Annotated in this window: 15 protein-coding genes and 1 pseudogene; 4 read left to right on the forward strand and 12 right to left on the reverse strand. The window is 41.9% G+C overall.

Annotated elements, in window-relative coordinates:
- Positions 1-92: 92 nt before the first annotated feature.
- The 6 genes from AACX33_RS25820 to AACX33_RS25845 all read right to left on the reverse strand — a co-directional run bounded on the left by AACX33_RS25820 (position 93) and on the right by AACX33_RS25845 (position 5,704).
- Positions 93-1,568 carry a leucyl aminopeptidase gene (locus tag AACX33_RS25820; RefSeq protein ID WP_193997189.1) on the reverse strand — a complete coding sequence of 492 codons (1,476 nt, stop codon included), beginning with the start codon at positions 1,566-1,568 and terminating at the stop codon, positions 93-95.
- A gap of 74 nt (positions 1,569-1,642) precedes the next feature.
- Positions 1,643-1,978 (reverse strand): XisI protein, encoded by a 336-nt coding sequence (locus AACX33_RS25825; protein ID WP_193997190.1) that lies wholly within the window; start codon positions 1,976-1,978, stop codon positions 1,643-1,645.
- Positions 1,966-2,382 carry a XisH family protein gene (locus tag AACX33_RS25830; RefSeq protein WP_193997191.1) on the reverse strand — a complete coding sequence of 139 codons (417 nt, stop codon included), beginning with the start codon at positions 2,380-2,382 and terminating at the stop codon, positions 1,966-1,968. The genes AACX33_RS25825 and AACX33_RS25830 overlap by 13 nt, the downstream gene beginning before the upstream one ends.
- Before the next feature lie 36 nt (positions 2,383-2,418).
- The gene (locus AACX33_RS25835; protein ID WP_193997192.1) at positions 2,419-3,579 is read right to left on the reverse strand and encodes a hypothetical protein; all 1,161 of its coding nucleotides are present in this window, start codon (positions 3,577-3,579) and stop codon (positions 2,419-2,421) included.
- A gap of 174 nt (positions 3,580-3,753) precedes the next feature.
- Entirely contained in the window at positions 3,754-4,575 is an 822-nt protein-coding gene (locus AACX33_RS25840; RefSeq protein WP_193997193.1) for an alpha/beta fold hydrolase, read from the reverse strand.
- A gap of 403 nt (positions 4,576-4,978) precedes the next feature.
- Positions 4,979-5,704: a lysophospholipid acyltransferase family protein gene (locus AACX33_RS25845; RefSeq protein WP_193997194.1), complete on the reverse strand. Its 726-nt coding sequence runs from the start codon at positions 5,702-5,704 to the stop codon at positions 4,979-4,981.
- A gap of 380 nt (positions 5,705-6,084) precedes the next feature.
- Between AACX33_RS25845 and metG the strand changes: the two genes are divergently transcribed.
- The 3 genes from metG to lptC all read left to right on the forward strand — a co-directional run bounded on the left by metG (position 6,085) and on the right by lptC (position 9,746).
- Complete coding sequence (gene metG / locus AACX33_RS25850) at positions 6,085-7,686, forward strand: methionine--tRNA ligase (RefSeq protein WP_193997195.1); 1,602 nt, start codon at positions 6,085-6,087, stop codon at positions 7,684-7,686.
- Between the two features lie 171 nt (positions 7,687-7,857).
- Positions 7,858-8,487: a LabA-like NYN domain-containing protein gene (locus AACX33_RS25855; RefSeq protein ID WP_193997532.1), complete on the forward strand. Its 630-nt coding sequence runs from the start codon at positions 7,858-7,860 to the stop codon at positions 8,485-8,487.
- Positions 8,487-9,746 carry an LPS export ABC transporter periplasmic protein LptC gene (gene lptC / locus AACX33_RS25860; protein ID WP_227789360.1) on the forward strand — a complete coding sequence of 420 codons (1,260 nt, stop codon included), beginning with the start codon at positions 8,487-8,489 and terminating at the stop codon, positions 9,744-9,746. The genes AACX33_RS25855 and lptC overlap by 1 nt, the downstream gene beginning before the upstream one ends.
- Before the next feature lie 112 nt (positions 9,747-9,858).
- On the opposite strand, the gene AACX33_RS25865 is transcribed toward lptC, so the two are convergent.
- From AACX33_RS25865 to AACX33_RS25890, 6 genes and pseudogenes are all read right to left on the reverse strand, one after another.
- Positions 9,859-11,196 (reverse strand): D-alanyl-D-alanine carboxypeptidase, encoded by a 1,338-nt coding sequence (locus AACX33_RS25865; protein ID WP_193997196.1) that lies wholly within the window; start codon positions 11,194-11,196, stop codon positions 9,859-9,861.
- Positions 11,197-11,415: 219 nt separating this feature from the next.
- Positions 11,416-12,486 (reverse strand): LOG family protein, encoded by a 1,071-nt coding sequence (locus AACX33_RS25870; RefSeq protein WP_193997197.1) that lies wholly within the window; start codon positions 12,484-12,486, stop codon positions 11,416-11,418.
- A gap of 395 nt (positions 12,487-12,881) precedes the next feature.
- Positions 12,882-13,223 (reverse strand): annotated as a pseudogene (gene trxA, locus AACX33_RS25875) (thioredoxin); the annotation flags it as partial.
- Between the two features lie 322 nt (positions 13,224-13,545).
- A complete protein-coding gene (locus tag AACX33_RS25880) occupies positions 13,546-14,709 on the reverse strand; it encodes a GuaB3 family IMP dehydrogenase-related protein (RefSeq protein ID WP_193997199.1) in 1,164 nt (387 codons plus the stop codon).
- Between the two features lie 217 nt (positions 14,710-14,926).
- Positions 14,927-16,879 carry a flotillin family protein gene (locus tag AACX33_RS25885; RefSeq protein WP_193997200.1) on the reverse strand — a complete coding sequence of 651 codons (1,953 nt, stop codon included), beginning with the start codon at positions 16,877-16,879 and terminating at the stop codon, positions 14,927-14,929.
- A gap of 18 nt (positions 16,880-16,897) precedes the next feature.
- Positions 16,898-17,569: an OB-fold-containig protein gene (locus tag AACX33_RS25890; RefSeq protein ID WP_193997201.1), complete on the reverse strand. Its 672-nt coding sequence runs from the start codon at positions 17,567-17,569 to the stop codon at positions 16,898-16,900.
- A 381-nt stretch (positions 17,570-17,950) separates the two neighbouring features.
- Between AACX33_RS25890 and AACX33_RS25895 the strand changes: the two genes are divergently transcribed.
- A partial coding sequence (locus AACX33_RS25895) for an endonuclease MutS2 (protein WP_445253350.1) occupies positions 17,951-19,251 on the forward strand: 1,301 nt, incomplete at its 3' end.

Genomic DNA, 19,251 nt, shown 5'->3' on the forward strand with positions numbered 1-19,251 from the left:
AGGGGCAGGGTGCAGGGGAGAAAAGGAAAGGCAGAATACAGTGAATAAGTGCAAAATAATTTCAAATCTCCCCACTCCCTACTCCCTACTCCCTACTCACTCAATACCCAATTAACCAGGGTTCGCACACCGTAACCTGTAGCACCTGAACTGTTGTAGCCGTTTTCTTTATCTGTCCAGACTGGGCCAGCAACGTCTAAATGCGCCCAAGGAGTGTCTTTGATGAACTGCTTCAAGAACAGGGACGCAGTAATAGAACCACCAGGACGCGGCCCGGTGTTTTTCATGTCCGCAATTCCTGATTTCAGCCCTTCAAAATATTTTTCTTCCATTGGCATCCGCCACAGCTTTTCACCGGCGCTTTGGGCAGCTTGTTCCAGTTGGGACGCGATCGCATCATCGGGAGTAAACAAGCCGGCAATATCTTCACCCAAGGCTACAACGCAAGCACCTGTGAGGGTGGCTAAATCAACGATCGCATCTACTCCCAATTTGTCTGCATACACCAAGGCATCAGCTAAGGTTAAACGCCCTTCTGCGTCGGTGTTGTTCACTTCTATTGTTTTGCCATTTGATGCTTTGAGGATGTCGCCTGGGTGCATGGCGTGACCGCTAATCATGTTTTCCGTGGCGGCTGAGATGAAGTGAACTTCTACATCTGGTTTGATTTGGGCAATGGCTTTGGCTGCACCCAAGGTAGCACCTGCACCGCCCATGTCAATTTTCATCATTTCGATGCCGCTACCAGCACCTTTAATATTTAGTCCGCCGGAATCAAAGGTTAAACCTTTACCAATAATTGCTAGTTTGCGTCTTGGCGTACCTTCGGGTTTGTAAGTGAGGTGAATAAATTTTGGCGGCAATTCTGAAGCTTGGGCAACTCCTAAAAAAGCTCCCATACCAAGCTTTTCGCAGTCTTCCCGTTCGAGAATTTCTATCTGGATGCCGTGTTCAGTGGCGATCGCTTGAGCTGTTTCTGCCAAGGTAATGGGTGTTACCTCATTGGCTGGTGCTGCTACCAATTCTCTGGCTAAATTTACCCCGGAAACGATTTGATTGGCGAGGATAATGGCTGCTTCTTGTCCACCTAATCCCAGTAAATCTACGGTTTCAATTTTTGCGCCTTTATTTTCTGGCTCCGACTTAAAGCGAATGTCTTGGTAAAGTGCTAGTTGTATACCTTCTGCGATCGCCTGAGCAGTTTCCGCCGCCTTGTTATCCCACAATGGCAAACTCAAACCCAGGTTTTTGCTTTTTTGTTTTTTTGCCACTCTAGCCACAGCCGCAGCAGCACGTCTCAGGGTTTCTAGTTTTAAAGCTTCTGGTTTTCCCAAACCGACTAAAATTACTTTACGGATGGGGCTACTAGCACTTACACGCGTAAAAATGGTGCTGTAGGCTTTGGCTGTAAATTCTTCCTCGGCAATTAGTTCTTTTAAAACGCCGGCAAACTGCTCATCTAATTTTGCTAGTTCACCAGTTAACTCTACTGCATCTTCAAATAATCCAATTGCCAAACTATCGCCTGCCCACTCTAGCAGAGGCGTGTTACTAGGTTGAATTTTCATTTTGTGATTTTATCTAAGTTTTCCTGCTTGTACCAGTATCTCTTAAAATTCTTTTTTCTTGGCTGAAAGCTCTCTTAAGCAACGCCATACCCTGTATAGGGACGTTTGTATGGGGGATGTAGCCCTAGAACTATATCTTCTTTAGGAATGCCCATCTCTAATAGTTCTTGACCAACATCAATATCAGTTGTGTTCTGTTGAAGCCAGATTTTGCCGTCTTTAATATCAAAGTGCAGGATCGTGTGATAAACACGCTTTAAGCCTTTCCAACCCACTCTCATGAGTTGGTAATGGTCTCGCACTGAGTCAAAAAATAGCTCGTTTTCTACATCTTCTTCGTGGGATTTATACTGACTATGTTTTTCTAAAAGAGTTTGGATGCAGGAACGATAAATCTCTAGCTTCTCCATTGCACAATTTCCTCAGTTACAGGTTCGTAAACAATGAGTTTTAATTGATAGCGATTGATGATCATCTGAGCAAATTGACTTTGAAAGAAGGTTTCATAAGTTTCTAGGGGAATTGCCAAGTAGAGCAGACGCTCAGGTTCATTCACTTCCAGCATAATTCTATAGTTCAGGAATTGTCCCAAAGCCGTATGGAAATCACTAATAGCTGAAGTCCCAATAAAGCTTTTAATCTCCACGGCAATTTTCTCTTCACCTCGCTCGGCTGCAATCAACCGCTCGGCGGCTAAATCAATTTTGACTTTGACTTCTTCCCATTCCAGTTGAAGTGGATCATCCGTAATTATCCACTGGTCTTTTTCTAATCCACGTCTGACTGCTTCGTGAAACAAGTCTTTTGCCGACATCACCAACCTCTAGAAGAACTCGCTCATATTAATAATTTACGAGTTTTCAATACCCTTAAGTTGGGAAATTTTCTCACACTGGGCTAATAAAGGACTGGACAAATCAGGATTTTCTTGGGCAATTTTTTGACATCTAGCTACTAAAGCAATGGCAAAATCAGGATTGAGTTGTGTTAATAGCTGATCTAAAGGCTGGGGTGATTTGATGTTTTGAGCAATCTCTTGCAATGATTCATCACTCAAATTAGCAGCTTTTAATTCTGGTAAAATTTCTTCCCAAGTCTTCTGAGGATAACTGGCGAGGATCATTTGCACTAAAATTTTATCCATAATTGCTTCTTGCGCTAAAGCAGTTTCTAGATACTCTTCACTTTCTGCTTGTAAGGTGGCTAACGTTTCTGGGGAAGTTAGGGAAGTTGATTCATCTAGCTTGGCTTCATAAAATCGACAAGCTGCATATCCCAAAGAATAGATCATTGTGGCATTGGAGCTAGTGGCGATCGCCGCACCAGCAAACGGCACATTTCGCAGCAAACCTAAACCGCCCAATCTCAGAAGGCGACCACCACCCAAACCCAAGCCAAAAATTCCCAAAACTTCACCCTTCCGAGCGGGATCTTTTAAATCTAAACCATAAACCGCAGCAATTTCATAAATCATTTCTGACTGTAATTTTGTAGTTGCTGCCAAATCAATGGCTAACAACGCCGCCGCGACTCCAGGTAAAATACTACTGGCTAAACCAATCCCTCCGGCTTTGGTGGCTTTGTCAATCATGATCCTGTGGGCGATTTCACTGGGTGATTCGTGAGGATACTTTTGCTTGAGCTGATTTACAGATGCTGCGGCTTTTTCCAAATTGACACTTTCACTAGGGCTAATCAACCAATTGAGATTTAATACCCCAGTTAGTTTTCTAATTAACCAATTTTCGCTGATGTGATGAACTACATCACCAGTACTTTGAGTACCTTTTTCAATTAATTTATATGTTTGTTTTGCAGCAACTACTCCCGCCCCAATGGATGTATCTAAAACAATTTTGCCAGCTTCGGCGGCGGTATGGGTAATTGCTTCTCCTACCTTACCAACCGCCTGGACAGTTTCAGCCAAAGACTCGCATACAGATTTATGGTCTTCTGTGGGTGAATTATCTGATTTGTTCACCTCTATTTCTGGTTGGGATTTCTCTGCCATTGTTAAGCACCATATTAATAACCTCTTGTTTCAGTTGTAGCGAAAATGGCATGAGCTGACATCCTCCAGAATGAGCAAATTTAAAGGTCATTAGTCATTAGTCATTGGTCATTGGGAAGTTGCCGTCTTCCCCCCTGCTCCCTGCTCCCTGCTCCCCTGCCTCCTACTCCCCTCTCAACCCTTAGTCTCTAACTCTTTAAATGTTTTCACCGGATGTTCTACAAAATTTTGATCCAGCAAGATTTTATAGAGATTAATATTATGTTCTAGTAAACAGGCGTGTCCACTGTCAGGTAATACAGCCATCTTGGGGTTAGGTAAAATACTTACCAAGCGTCTGGCTTCGTGTACTGAGGGCAAAAGGCGATCGCCTGCACCGGCAATTAGCAAAACTGCTTGAGTTAGTCGGCGTAACTGGGCTTCAGTTACATTAAATTCCTTCAGGAGAGACAATCGCCAGTTAACTGTGGCTGGGGGTACGGAACGCATGGTTTTTAGCAGTTCGTGACGCAGATGGCGGGGAATACGTGCCAAGGATGCCAGAAAGGGTAATAACCCTAGTGCGCCAATTTCATAAAAGTATTCTGGGACAAAGTAAGTAAATTGGGATGTCCAAGTCAACCAAGGACGCAGCTGAAAGGCAGATGCTGGGTTAATCAGGATGATCCGCTTAAATAACTGTGGTGCTTGGGTTGCTACTTTCATTGCCAAACAACCCCCAAAGGACTCGCCACACAGGTAAACTGGTCTTTGAGAGCTTTTTTCTAATTCGGCATGGATCAAGTCCAAGACGTTATTGCTTAACACTTCCCAGGTGGTGAGGTCTTGTCTGGGAATCGCCAAACACCGGACATCAAAGCCCACTTCTAAGCCAGCAGTTTGCGATCGCAATAATTCACCAGTTCCATCCAATCCTGGTAAATACACAAACAGAGGATATTCTAGTTTGACTCGGTTAGGAGTCAGGAAACACGGCTTTAGCTCAACTTTTGGCATGGTCAAATTTAAATTCAACTTTTTGGTTTTATGATAAAATCATATCGTCTGTAGTAAAAACCACATTGAATATAACTTAAATAGTTAAAATCAAATACATTTATAAAAAAGCATTAGATTAATTACCTGGTCAAGGATAGACAAATCAACTTTAAAATACTCGTTTAAAACCTATTTGTGATGTTTCCCAAAAACTTTTATGAAAATGCCACAGGATCAAATATAACTTTTTTCATTGAGTAGGAAAAAAAGGTGATCATACCCCTAATATCAGGAAATGCTAAAGGCGTATTTTAATACGCAGCTTGTGTTTAAATCATGGTTGAAATTCCCCTAAAAAATAATTCTCAATTTTCAATTTTTCCACCCTGGAATCGTTGATATATCAACAATATCCCATTGTTTAATCACAACCTTGCTTTAGTAAACTGGCAATCTCATCATGGCAATGTTCAGTTAGTTCATTCACCACATTTTTCGCTTGTTTACCGTGATATTTCCGTTGATGTTGTGGTGTTATCCAATAAGGGTGACCAATTAACACAGCCACCCGACGATAGATCACCAAGGGATGTAAACCTCCTTGATTAAATAAAGGTTCTGAAGGGTCAAAGAAACTTAACAGTCGTAGAGGTAAACCATGAGTATTTACTTCTTCCAGGGAAGCGATCGCAATTGGTAAAATTGCTAAATCTTCCACATTAGACCGCAATGCTAAATGAGCAAATCCTCGGTGAAATTCACCTATTTGATTGGGCTGAGTAGATGTCACCATTGGGAGAGTTCCTTCAGGAAAAACACCCACCATCTGCTTTGACTGTAAAATTATCTGTGACTGTTCAAAAAAGCTTTGCTGGCGGTTGGGCTGATCCTCTAAGGGAAAGCCGCCTAATTGTCCCGTGACAATCTCCCGCATGACTGGGACTTGTCCCATATAGTGATGGCAAGCAAAGCGAATTGGTCTGGATAGCGCCGACATTAAAATCAGTGCATCCATAAAGCTACGGTGATTGCTGACTACTAAAACGCTAGCATCCTTGGGAATGCGATTTTCGTAATAGCGAAACATTTGCGTTGATAACGCCGCCAGGAAATAGCGAGAAAGATCCAAGGGACTATTTGGACTCATACCTACATTAATATATTTTTTCCAAAAATATCGCAGCTGATATTAACTTGATTTTTACATTTTTTTATTGATACTCAGGCAGTCTTCAGGTAGAAAAATTTTATCCATAAAGGTAGCTACGGTTTCAAACTTTAGATATATGTATTCACAGTCACTATTATTATGATAGCAATCATTAGAAATAATTATGAATAAATGAATGATGTTTTGTGAGTATATGCTAGCCGGATTTATACATATCAATAAAAAATTCTTGTCATCAGAAATTTGCTAATATTAAGTTATGGTTAGTCAAACAAGTAGTAGTATTATATAATTGCGTAGATTTACCAGTAAAAGTAAAATAGAAAACGTTTTAATAATTTATTTTTTTATTTTGTATGGATTTAGTGGATAAAACAGAAAAAAGATTTGCATTGACAACACCCCTATATTATGTAAATGATGTTCCTCACGTTGGCAGTGCTTACACAACGATAGCAGCAGACGTGGTGGCGCGGTTTCACAGGCTGTTAGGGCATCAGGTATTGCTGATTACAGGTACAGATGAACACGGGCAGAAAATTCAGCGTTCAGCAGAGAGTTTAGGGAAACCGCCACAAGAGTTTTGTGATCAAATTGTGCCTAGCTTTATCAAGTTATGGCAGTTATTAAATATTCAATATGATCGTTTTAGTCGGACTACTGCTTCCCGTCATGAAGCCATCGTCAAAGAGTTCTTCTTGCGAGTCTGGGAAAAAGGCGACATCTACCAAGGAAAACAGAAAGGTTGGTACTGCGTATCCTGCGAAGAATTTAAAGAAGAACGGGAACTACTAGAGGGAAAGCGCTGCCCTATTCATACTAACAAGGAAGTTGAGTGGCGGGACGAGCAAAACTACTTTTTCCGCCTATCTAATTATCAAGCCCAACTAGAAGAATTTTACCAATCTCGACCAGATTTTATTCAACCAGAAAGTCGTCGAAATGAAGTCTTGAGCTTTGTCAGCCAAGGGTTACAGGATTTTTCCATTTCGCGGGTAAATCTCGACTGGGGTTTTCCTGTCCCAGTTGATCCCCAGCATACCCTTTATGTTTGGTTTGACGCGTTGCTAGCTTATGTCACAGCATTACTAGAACCAGATGCAGAAGCAACTTTAGCCAACGCCTTAGAAACTTGGTGGCCAATCAACCTACATTTAATTGGTAAAGATATCCTCCGATTCCATGCAGTTTATTGGCCGGCCATGCTGATGTCGGCTGGTTTACCCTTACCAGAAAAAGTATTTGGGCATGGGTTTTTGACTAAAGATGGTCAAAAAATGGGTAAGTCTCTGGGTAATACCCTCGATCCCATCGGGCTAGTTCAAAGTTATGGTAGTGATGCCGTTCGTTATTACTTCCTTAAGGAAATCGAATTTGGCAAAGATGGCGATTTTAATGAAGTTAGATTCATTAATGTTTTGAATGCAGATTTGGCTAATGACTTAGGTAATTTGCTCAATCGCAACTTAAACATGGTGAAGAAATACTGTACTGGTGATGGACTAACAATTGCAAATGAAGGCATTAATGACGAAAATCCGTTGAAAGCGATTGGTTTACGTCTAGGGGACAAGGTACAACAAGCTTATGAAGCGCTAGCTTTTAACCAAGCCTGCGAAGCTATCCTGTTGCTGGTACGAACCAGTAATAAGTTTATTGATGATCAAGCCCCTTGGTCACTATATAAACAAGGAAAGCAGCAAGAAGTGGAAACGGTACTTTACGCAGTTCTAGAATCTGTTAGACTAGCAGCTTATCTTCTGTCCCCAGTAATTCCGAATATCAGTAACGCTATTTATCAGCAGCTGGGCTTTGGAATTGACTTTAATGATCAAATAAAAACTTCAATGCTTGCCCCTTTTGCTATCCATGCAAAATGGGGGGTACTAACCAGTGAACAATCGTTGGGTAAACCACAACCCGTCTTTAAGCGCATAGAAATTGCCAAAAACGATTAGTATTTTTAATTTTTCATCATTTTTCGATTCTGTTGAATTTCTTAATTTTCTCAAAAAACTGATCGGGGCTTAAGTTACTTAGCTCCGAAACCTTATCATAAGCTGTTCTAGCATAACATCTCGAAAAAACAGTATCAAATATAACAAGCATAATAATGAGGTATGACAACAATGTTGAATAATTTGGAAAATGACTCAATCTTTACCCCGGAACAAGTCTTAGAGAATCGAGGTCGTGTAGCTATATTCATTGATGGTTCCAACCTGTTTTATGCTGCATTACAACTGGGAATCGAAATTGACTACACGAAGCTACTCTGCCGATTAACTGGCGGTTCTAGACTGTTGCGTGCTTTCTTTTACACTGGTGTAGACCGCACAAACGAGAAGCAACAAGGGTTTCTGTTGTGGATGCGTCGCAATGGCTACCGCGTCATCGCTAAGGATTTAGTACAGTTACCTGACGGCTCCAAGAAAGCCAACCTGGATGTAGAAATTGCCGTAGATATGATGGCATTGGTAGATTCTTATGATACCGCAGTTTTGGTCAGTGGTGATGGGGATTTGGCCTATGCTGTCAATTCAGTCAGCTATCGTGGTGTGCGCGTAGAGGTGGTGAGTTTGCGCTCAATGACCAGTGATAGTTTAATCAATGTTAGCGATCGCTATATTGATTTAGAAGCCATCAAAGAAGATATTCAAAAAAACCCGCGCCAAAGCTATCCATATCGGCCTCTCTCCAGCATGGGTTTTCTGGAAGATATCAGAGAGGCTGATCAACAGTTAGAAATCCAAGATTAATGAATTATCCCAAAGGCAGGCCGAAAAAGAGAGTAAATTGTGGTGAAAAAGGGCAAAATAAACCAAATTTACGCCGCTTATTTTCATTCCCATCTCTCAATTCTTTACAACCCAAAGCAAATTGGTTTTACCTGCCTTTAACTTGTTTATTGGTACTTGGATTAGTTGCTTGTGGGGGATCTACCCCTACGGCTTCTCAATCAGATGATGCTGATTCATCTCCCCAAGAAAGCAATTTGACCTTTTTTGATGTCACTTTAGAACAAGCCGACGAAGTAGGAAGACCAGTTTGGAAAGTTCGATCTAAAAAAGCGATATACACTAAAGAAAAACAAATTGGTGAGGCGGAAAATCCCGTTGGTGAACTATACCAAGACGGCAAACCGGTTTACCAAATACAAGCAGATAAAGCAGATATTGAACAGGATGGTCAGAAGCTATTTCTCAAGGGAAAGATCCTGGCTACAGATCCTGTCAATGGTATTGTATTGCAAGGTAATGAATTAGAGTGGTTGCCTCAAGAAGATTTATTAATTGTCCGCAATCAACTAAATGGGACTCATAAACAACTCAAAGCAGTAGCGCAAGAAGCACGAGTTAAAACCCGCGAACAGCGCATAGAATTTTCTGGTGGCGTAATAGCTAATTCCGTTGATCCCCAAATGCAAATGCGAAGTGAGAGTTTAACTTGGCGAATTAAAGAAGAAACATTAACAAGCGATCGCCCCATCCAAATTGACCGCTATAACAATAATAAAATTACTGACCGTGGCCAGGGAGATGCTGCCGAAGTCAACTTAAAAACTAAAATTGCTACTATCAAAAAAAATGCCCAGTTAGAGTTAGTAGACCCACCCACGCAAATAGCTAGTAACTCTATGATCTGGGACATGAATGCAGAAACTGTGAAGACAAATTCCCCGATCACTGTTGTCCAGCGTGCCGAAAATGTGACTGTAACCGCCAATCAAGGCGAAATGAAAATACAGCAAAAAATTGTGAATTTAACAGGCAATGTCAACGCCATAGGGCAGCGTCGTCAGTCCCTCAAATCTAATCAGCTAAATTGGTATCTGGACAAAAAATTATTAGAAGCGCAGGGAAATGTGATTTATCGTCAAGTTGACCCACCAATAAATTTTACAGGTGAAACAGCCGTCGGTAATCTGCAAACAGAGGACATTGTAGTTAAAAGTGGAAAATCTGGCGGCAGAGTAGTCACGGAAATTATTCCTCAAGATGCAGGAATTAGTAATTAGGAAGAAGCAGATGTGTAGGGGACTGAGGAATGAATAAGCAAACTATCTGAAATAAAAGCTAATTCCTAAATTACGAATTACGAATTACGAATTACGAATTACGAATTACGAATTACGAATTAGTCTTATTTGCAACTAACAAAATTTCGTTACGACTAGCTGCACCCAATTCCGGTGAAAAATATTTAGGAGAGTGGGGAGTAATGGTAGTGGGAATATTGGGAACTACTTCTAACTGTTTGACAAGAGTTTGTAAAAGCTTATCTTGATTAGCGCGGAAAGCTGATACTTGTGGGCCACGGTTAATAATAGCAAACCATACCAAACCGCGATCGCGTGTAGGAATGACTCCAGCTAAAGCGCTTACCTCCCGCAAAGTACCAGTTTTCATCACAGTGGCATAGGGCATTTTTCTAGTTTGCATTGTTCCCCGACGGTCAAATCCAGCTGTAGGAAACAAGTCAGCCACATTAATTTTATGGGTAGTTGCTTCCCGTTGAATTGCCATTAACATCGCACAGGCGGCTCTGGGAGAAATCCGATTGTCTACTCCTAGTCCTGAACCATTAATTAACTGAATTTCTGCCTCCGGTACTCCAGCTAGTTTGGCCGCTTGCGATTGCATAACAGCCGCTCCTCCTACCGATTCCGCCAGCATCTCTGCCATGACGTTGTTACTGAAAACGTTCATTTCCTTAATTAATTGCTGCAAAGGTAAAGAACGGCGGCGCACTAATAGGGTTTGTTGCGGGTTTGGTTGGGTTGCTAATTTCACGCTACCCGTAATCACAACTTGAGGTTTAGCTGTCCCCTTCGGCATGATGGAATATATGTAATTTGCCGGACGAGTCCAAGTCGTGTGATTCAGTGCTTGCTTGAGCATCTGCCCAGCTAATATGGGATTTGGTTCAAAATTCATGGCGAAACTGCCGCTGATGAGCAAGTTTCCCTTTACTTGTTTGATCCCCATTTTATTCAGAGTATTACCCAGTGCGATCGCTTCTTCCCAAACAAACATCGGATCACCGCCACCAGTAATCACCAAATCACCCTGCAATACCCCGTTAACTATTGGCCCCGTAGTGCTGACCAAAGTTTCAAATTGGTGGTCTGGTCCCCAAGTTTTCAACGCCACAAGTGAAGTAGCAATCTTAGTTAAAGAAGCAGCCGGGAGAGGAGTTGTACCTTGATGATTTGCCATCAACATTGGCCCCGACTGCATCCAAATACCTTGACTCTCAGCTAAGTTTTCCGCTATCAACTTCGAGGAAATCAGTTCTTGCAAATATTGCTGGACTGTAGTGGAACCGGCGGGATTTGGATCAGGTGCTAGAACCAAGCCAGGGCTACTTTGCCAAGCTAATGCCTCTAGGGCTTCTGTAGGCTTAATTTGTACCCCAGCCATTTCCAGCCACAAAGAAACTAAACCTGAACCCAATAATTCCAGCATATTTTATTCCCCTAAGTTGTTTCCTGTGCCAATATACAGGCTTTTTCATGCGAATCAGTATTGATCAAAGATAACTGCTGTTTTTCTCATCTGGTAATGAGGTGGATTATAGCGGAGCATGAGCAAGTTTTTACCTTCTGGCGGAAGTTATTCCCAGATATTTGACATACTTGTCAGCACAACCAGAAAAACATAGGGTGGAAAATCCACCCCTAGTAGTTATTTTCTTTCTGGATGTGCCTGTTCTTCAACGGAAGGCGTACCCATCTGATTAATTGCCGCAATCATTTGATACAAACGACCCAAATCACGTTGGTTAAAGTACAAAACGAGGCGGGGTAGTTCCATTGTCTCATCTTGATTTTCTTGAGGCAAAGCCTGACTTTTGGCAATTTTTCCTTTCACCAGAATGTCGCTAAAGTTAGCATTTAACTTTTCTACCGCAGCATCTGATAAATCTGCTGACAGACGAATCACCAACTGCTCACCTACGTAGCGGCTAGAGTGATAAACGCGATAAAAACCTGTAATCGCATTACAAGCTACTTCCAGGTTATCTGTGACTGTGTACAGGTTGGGGTCTTCAGGACTCACAAGACCTTTTTGCACCAGTTTTTGATCAATATATTCGCTCCAAGACCGCCAGTAATCGCCACCTGGATGATCAATTAAAACTACAGGAACAGGGCCAAATTTACCTGTTTGGCTTAAGGTCATACACTCAAAAGCTTCATCTTGAGTCCCAAATCCTCCAGGAAATAAAGCCACAGCATCACTTTCTTTGAGGAGAAACAATTTGCGGGTGAAGAAATACTTAAAATGAATCAGCTTCGGATCACCCTCTATAAATGGGTTTGCTTGCTGCTCAAAGGGTAACTGAATATTTAAGCCAAAGGAATTATCTCGCCCAGCGCCTTCGTGACCCGCCTGCATAATACCGCCGCCGCCGCCTGTCATCACCATGAATCCTAACTGACAAACAGCGCGAGCAAACTCAAGGGCCATCTGATACTCTGGTGTTGCTGGCGATAGACGAGCTGAACCAAAAATAGTTACTTTGCGGACGTGTCGGTAGTCATAAAATAGCTGGAAACCTCGCTCCATATCTGCTAAAGCAGATGACAATATTTTCCAATCAAGACGTTCAATCTCACTCTCAGCTAGACGCACTATAGTAGCCAATGCCTGCTGAATCAGTGGCCGATTTTTTAAGGTTGGTAAACGATCAAATAGTTCAGCGATATCCGCCTGGAGAGTCTCTAATGTGTCAAAAGACGCAGATGAGGTCATGAGAACTGTCGCTACAATGGCACTACATTTTACCTGATTTTGGAATGCTGTTTACAACTGCTGCACCCAGTCATGATATAAAAACTATTCACAATTTTTTCATACTAAAAAGCACCTTTGTTTCAAATTTAACCAAGGCACTGGGGAAGAATTTAATAAACATACAGCAGTCCTAGAGCGAACTAAGTCTTTAAACAAATACCATAATGCTCCAGAAGCTGTACCACATTTTTAGGAATAACACATTACTTTAGCAGTGGTAATCCGACAATGTTTACCACAGGAAAAAGTTTTTTTGAGACGCGAGTTTTCGCGCCTCGCAAACTTCTTAACAAAGATTTACCTAAATCTAAAGCAGATGAAAGACTCAAATGGATTTTGCTACCAATTGAGTTTCAAAGATATTTTTCCAAAGTGTTAGCTAATGTAGTTTTAGGCACGGCACCGACAACCATATCAACTTTTTGCCCATCTTTAAAAATCATTAACGTGGGGATGCTGCGAATACCGTACTGACTAGCAACTTGAGGATTTTCATCAGTATTGAGTTTCACAACTTTTATTTGACCTTCGTACTGACCGGCTATTTCCTCGACAACAGGAGCTACCATGCGGCAAGGACCGCACCAGGGAGCCCAGAAGTCAACCAAAACTGGAACATCGCTGTCGAGTACTTCTTGCTTAAAACTAGAATCCGTAACTTGTTCGGCTGCTGACATGCCTAAAAACCTTTGCCAATTATATTTCTGAGTTTGGTGAAAATTCTACCATAGCAAAAACAGCTGCTTAGAAGTCAAAAATGTACATTTGCAACGAAACTAAAGAAATTATGCACAAACATAAGGAACCGCCCAGACAATAGTCCGGGCGGAGTGTGGTGTGAGGAGTGAACGGAAACATGCGTCTCCGCTATCTCTATTGTAGGCGAGATATCGGATTTTTCCAGAGATTGTGTAAGAGTCTAGAAAATTTTTTCTGAAGAATTTGAGTTTGGAGGTGGGGAATAGGAAAAAATTTATTTTTTATTAGTGATTCCCTATTCCCTATTCTCCATTTTGTTTATTTACCCATGCCTAATTGTTGGGCTTTTTGGTATACTTTACCTTCGGTTAGTAGGGAAGGAGCAATTACCACTTCAACTTGCTGCATTTCTTTAATGTTTTTGGCTCCTAATGTCCCCATGCTAGTTTTTAAGGCTCCCACAAGGTTATGAGTGCCATCATCTAGTCCGGCGGGTCCGATGAGTATTTGCTCTAGGGTACCAGTCGTCCCAACGCTAATGCGGGTCCCACGAGGCAGGACTGGGCTAGGAGTTGCCATTCCCCAATGATAACCCCGGCCTGGAGCTTCGGCGGCTCTGGCAAAGGGAGAACCAATCATCACACCATCGGCACCGCAGGCGATGCACTTACAAATGTCTCCACCAGTGATTAAACCGCCATCGGCAATAATCGGAATGTAGTTACCAGTTTCCTGATAATAATCATCTCTGGCGGCGGCACAATCGGCGATCGCCGTTGCTTGTGGTATACCCACACCCAAAACACCACGAGAGGTACAAGCCGCTCCAGGGCCAATTCCCACTAATACCGCAGCCGCCCCAGCTTTCAACAAATTTAAGGTAACTTCATAGGTCACACAGTTCCCCAACGCCACTGGGATGGGCATAGAACGGCAAAATTCCGCCAAATCCAAGGGAACTATCGAATCTGGCGATAAATGTGCCGTAGAGACTACCGTAGCCTGCACAAAAAATAAATCTGCCCCAGCTTTTGCCACTATCTCACCATATTTACTGGCTGCGGCTGGGGTAGCACTCACCGCCGCAATGCCACCTTGAAGTTTAATTTCCTGAATACGTTTTTCAATTAATTCCGGCTTTATCGGTTCGGCATAAAGTTCTTGCATTAAGGAAACAAATTCACTTTTCCCAACCGAGGCAATTCGATCTAAAATCGGCTCTGGGTCAGCATAGCGAGTTTGGATTCCTTCTAAGTTGATGACTCCTAATGCTCCTAACTGTGACAGTTTTACAGCCATCTTGACATCGACTACGCCATCCATTGCACTGGCAATGATTGGGATTTCTCGCTCAATATTGCCAATAGTCCACTTTGTATCTGCCAGACTCGGATCGAGTGTTCTGCTACCAGGGACTAGAGCAATTTCATCAATTCCATAAGCTCTACGAGCTGTTTTTCCCCGCCCAAGTTGAATTTCCACGCTTTAACTTTTCTCAAATCTGTTTAAGCTAGGGTATCAAATTGTGAGGGGATTTGGAGCGTTTTTTTTGGCCATTAACCACTAATTTCTAAAGGATAAGAGTCTGGGGCAAATTGTTAACCAATTCTCTGTGAGTTTTCACACTATCCCTCCACAGGCAGAAACCTGGGGCTAAACAAACCAAGTCTGTCTGCTGGCTTGATAACTGATAACTGATTTAGCCTATTTCTTTGTTGCTTTGGCTGTGGGTTGGTATTGAGTTGTTAATTAAGGAGAGATTACTGTCTGTGTCAGTGATTACTTGGTTATTACTACGCACTAATTGACTAACTTGACCGATTAATTCGCCTAATTTGCCTTCGTCAAGTAGGGTGTTGATTAAGGAAAGCCCACTGGTAGAGAGCATTAATTTGTTAATATCTTGAGCGCCATTACTGCCGTTGGCACCAGGGAATGAGTAAATCCGAGTATCTCCTAAAACTCCAGGTTGTGGGGCTAGGGCTGTGAGAATTTCCGGAAGTTTATCAGCTAAACCTGGCCAAATTGTAGTGAGCATTTGGGCTGTGAGGTTGGCGTTACTAATCGTATTTTCGGCGGCTATTTTCACTTTTAGGGCTTCTGCTTCTGCTAAAACTTTATCGCGGTTAGCGGCTGCGAGGATACGAATAGCCTCAGCTTCTAATTCTGCGGCTTCTTGAGCGATTTCTGCTTGACGACGACGGCGGAAGGCATCGATTTCGACAACGTTGCGATCGCTTATGCTGCGTTGTTGGGCTTCTCTTTCGGCCGCAATTGTCGATAAACGCTTGTTACGTTCGGCTTTTTCGATTTCTCCGGCTGTCTGAACTGATGCTTCGGCTGTGGCTTGTTGTGCTTGGGCGAGAAAGCTTTCACGTTTTTTCGCAGAAATCGCAATTTCTAAATCTTCTTGAGCAATTCGTGCTAGTTTTTCCGACTCGACTATCTCTACTTGGGCTTTGAGTCTACCAGCTTCTACTTTTTGTTTGCGGGAAATTTCCGCAATTTCTGCTTCTTGTTTTTGCAGTGATTGTGACACATTTAAATGTTTATTGCGTTCTTCTAAGGCAATGTCAGCATCAATTTGGCTTTGTTGCAAAGATAATTTTTTGCGAATTTCTTCTTCTTCAACTGATTTTTCTTGCAAGATTCGGCTGCGTTGAATGGCTGCGGCTTCTTTATCTTTTGCTTCTTGGATTTCCCGTTCGCGCTGTGCCTTGAGTGCCTCTACTTGAAATTTTTGCTCTAATCTGGCACTTTCTTGTTCTTGGGCAATTTGTAGCGATCGCTTTTGGGCATCTAGTTCTTTTTGCTCAATTGCTACTTGAGTTGTTAATTCAACTTCCCGTTTTTGTTGAATCGAACGCTGAATAATTTCGGTTCGTAAGCGCACACCTTGGGCATCAAAGAAACTATCAGGATCATAGGTAACACTTTCTAAAATTTCCGAAATGGCAATATTATTCAAAGTTAAGCCGACTTTTTTCAAATCTGGCCCCACTAAGTTCAACACTTCTTGAGCAAAACCCAATTTATCCGAATCAATTTCGGCGATTTCTTTGGTTTTGGCTGCGGCTCTAATGGCATCATCTGCCCGTTTTTCTAAGGCATTTTTAATGTCGTCAGAGCTAATTATTGTACCACTTTGAGATAATCTGGCTGCTGCTTTCAAAACATCTTCTTCTGAGGCATTTATACACACATAAAATGTGACTCTAATATCTGCTCTCAGATAATCTTTAGTCCGCACAGCCATTTTTCCCGTGCGTTCTACATCAATAGAAATTTCTCGCAGAGGCACACGGGTGAGTTGATGAAATCCTGGTAAAACAATACAACCACCATAAAGAATCACCGATTTCTTTTTAGTGAACAAACCCCCAGTCCTGACGAAAGCCTCGTTATTGGGTGTGACTACATAAATTCTTGTATAAGCATATAAGCTTAATAAAAGTAAGAAAATTAAAGCAGCAATAACTCCTGGTAATACCAAGCCATTATTGATTTGAGCAATCGTTGGTGGAACTGTGACTGGTGAGATAGTTTGAGCGAATGTTCTGTTTTGGTCTTGTTTTGGTTGTAACTGAATTGGGGAAATTTCTGAGACAGGAATAGTTGGTAAAGACTGGATAAAAGTTAACCAAAATAACATAATTTTGCCCCTGATTATTTAAGTTTGATTTTTCTGGCTGGAGTTAGCTAACCAAAGTTGTTCATCTGTTGTATCTTTGGCAATTACAAGATAATTTTGTGATTTATTTTCAATGACAATCACTTGCTCACCACGTTGTGGTGCAATAGTTGCCCATTCTGGTAAAGCGGCACTAATTGTCAGAAAATTATTTTTTATGTCCAGGACATCTACTTGTCCAATTTTTCCTTCACTTTCACTAGGAATATAAAAAGAAGTCACAGTACCCACACAGCCAATCAAGCGATCGCTACTGGCATCTTCACCAAAATCAGCAAAAATTTTGCCAATTACTTCTGCGATAAATCTTCCTACTAATAAGCTGATAATTAACGAAATTAATAAAATAGCACCTCTGATAAAGGCAGCGAAATCGCCATGAATTATGCCACTAGCTAAAGTATTTAATATCAGTCCAAAAACGCCCCACAAACTCAAATCTGCTGCTAGTAGCAAGATGAGTGGAGCCTTACCAATACCTATCCATCCCAGGACTGCTCCAAAGCTGAATTCGCCATCGGCATCGGCATCAAATTCGGCATCTGCATCTGCATCTGCATCTCCTCCACCGGAAATAATCACAAACAAAAACAGCAATACTCCCATTCCCAGGAATATCCAATAAGGCAAGTTGGCCTGGCTAAACAGCATAAAAATTTGTCAATGCTATGTATTTGGCAGTTCTGCTACACTAAATTTTGATGAGAGATTACAGCTTTCCAGGCAACATTGTACATTTTATATTTCACAATTAATTTTTATTTAAATACAAGAAAATATTTATTTATATTTTTTAGGATTTCTCCGGGAAATCAAATTTTTCTTAACACATAAAATAGTTTTTTGTAAATATGTAAAATCTGAAATTTGTCTTAAATCTAAAGGGCAATCTGAAATTATCAGTTATTACTTATGCTTTGGTAGTCCGGGAGAAGTATAGCCGGAATAGGAATTTAGGAAAATTTCTTCTTTAAGTTTTAACCTTTGTGGAGCTAGAATTGTTACAATTCCTTCAGATTAGACATTGAAGCCTTGATCCAATCTGAGACCTTAGAACTACTCGAATGGCATCGCCTTTGCCAGCATCTTTCCACATTTGCGGCAACTAAGCTAGGGGCGATCGCATCACTTCATCTGAAAATCCCGGCATTTCAAGCCGCCAGTCAGCAGTTGTTAGCACAAACCAAAGAAGTCTACCAACTGGAAACCCGGATGACCACAGGACTATCTTTTGAGGGGATTCAAGATATTGGTGATTCCTTAGAACGTGCCGAACTTAGCGGGATTTTAGCAGGGGATGAACTGCTGGCGATCGCTACGACTTTGGCAGGGACAAGGAATTTACGCCGTGTCATTGATAACCAAGAAGATTTGCCCACACTGGCTAGTTTAGTTGCTGATTTGCGGACTTATCCGGAATTAGAGCAAGAAATACACCGATGTATTGATGAACGAGGCCAAGTAACTGATCGTGCTAGTCTCAAACTGGGAGAAATTCGCACAGACCTGCGTAAAATCCGCAGTCAAATTACTAAAAAACTGCAAAATATTTTACAAGCAAAATCTGGAGCAGTTCAAGAACAGCTAATAACTCAACGGGGCGATCGCTATGTGATCCCCGTGAAATTACCCCAAAAAGATGCCATCCCCGGCATTGTCCATGATACTTCTACCAGTGGCGCGACTCTTTATGTAGAGCCTAATTCTATAGTGCCTTTGGGTAACCAACTGCGGCAGACGATTAGAAGAGAGCAAACAGAAGAAGAAGCGATTCGCCGCACGCTAACACAGCAAGTAGCAGCAGTCAAGCCAGATTTAGAACGGTTGTTAGCAATTGTGACGACTTTGGATTTAGCCACTGCTAGAGCTAGGTATAGTTTTTGGTTAGGAGCGAATCCGCCCAGATTTATCAACCGTGAAGATAATGAAATTATTACTCTGAGGCAATTACGCCATCCCCTGCTAGTGTGGCAACAGCAGCACGAACATGGTCAAGCTGTGGTTCCTGTGGATTTACTCATCAGTCCCCATCTCCGGGTAGTAACGATTACGGGGCCGAATACTGGGGGTAAAACGGTTACTTTAAAAACCTTAGCCTTAGCAGCATTAATGGCCAAGGTGGGTTTATTTGTTCCTGCCCGTGAACCAGTAGAAATACCTTGGTTTGACCAGGTATTAGCTGATATTGGGGATGAACAATCTTTACAGCAAAGTTTGTCTACTTTTTCTGGGCATATTCGCCGGATTAGTCGGATTTTGAATGCGTTGGATCACGAGGAAGAGTCAGAAAATGTTTCCTTATCTCCTGACTCCCCACTCCCCACTCCCCACTC

This window comes from Nodularia sp. LEGE 04288 (assembly GCF_963896525.1).
Taxonomy (GTDB): domain Bacteria; phylum Cyanobacteriota; class Cyanobacteriia; order Cyanobacteriales; family Nostocaceae; genus Nodularia.

Coding starts and splice junctions, on each gene's coding strand:
- AACX33_RS25825 (WP_193997190.1), bottom strand. CDS start 1,978: ATGGAGAAGCTAGAGATTTATCGTTCCTGCATCCAAACTCTTTTAGAA.
- AACX33_RS25830 (WP_193997191.1), bottom strand. CDS start 2,382: ATGTCGGCAAAAGACTTGTTTCACGAAGCAGTCAGACGTGGATTAGAA.
- AACX33_RS25885 (WP_193997200.1), bottom strand. CDS start 16,879: ATGTTATTTTGGTTAACTTTTATCCAGTCTTTACCAACTATTCCTGTC.
- lptC (WP_227789360.1), top strand. CDS start 8,487: ATGAATTATCCCAAAGGCAGGCCGAAAAAGAGAGTAAATTGTGGTGAA.
- AACX33_RS25865 (WP_193997196.1), bottom strand. CDS start 11,196: ATGCTGGAATTATTGGGTTCAGGTTTAGTTTCTTTGTGGCTGGAAATG.
- AACX33_RS25855 (WP_193997532.1), top strand. CDS start 7,858: ATGTTGAATAATTTGGAAAATGACTCAATCTTTACCCCGGAACAAGTC.
- metG (WP_193997195.1), top strand. CDS start 6,085: ATGGATTTAGTGGATAAAACAGAAAAAAGATTTGCATTGACAACACCC.
- AACX33_RS25840 (WP_193997193.1), bottom strand. CDS start 4,575: ATGCCAAAAGTTGAGCTAAAGCCGTGTTTCCTGACTCCTAACCGAGTC.
- AACX33_RS25845 (WP_193997194.1), bottom strand. CDS start 5,704: ATGAGTCCAAATAGTCCCTTGGATCTTTCTCGCTATTTCCTGGCGGCG.
- AACX33_RS25870 (WP_193997197.1), bottom strand. CDS start 12,486: ATGACCTCATCTGCGTCTTTTGACACATTAGAGACTCTCCAGGCGGAT.
- AACX33_RS25890 (WP_193997201.1), bottom strand. CDS start 17,569: ATGCTGTTTAGCCAGGCCAACTTGCCTTATTGGATATTCCTGGGAATG.
- AACX33_RS25820 (WP_193997189.1), bottom strand. CDS start 1,568: ATGAAAATTCAACCTAGTAACACGCCTCTGCTAGAGTGGGCAGGCGAT.
- AACX33_RS25835 (WP_193997192.1), bottom strand. CDS start 3,579: ATGGCAGAGAAATCCCAACCAGAAATAGAGGTGAACAAATCAGATAAT.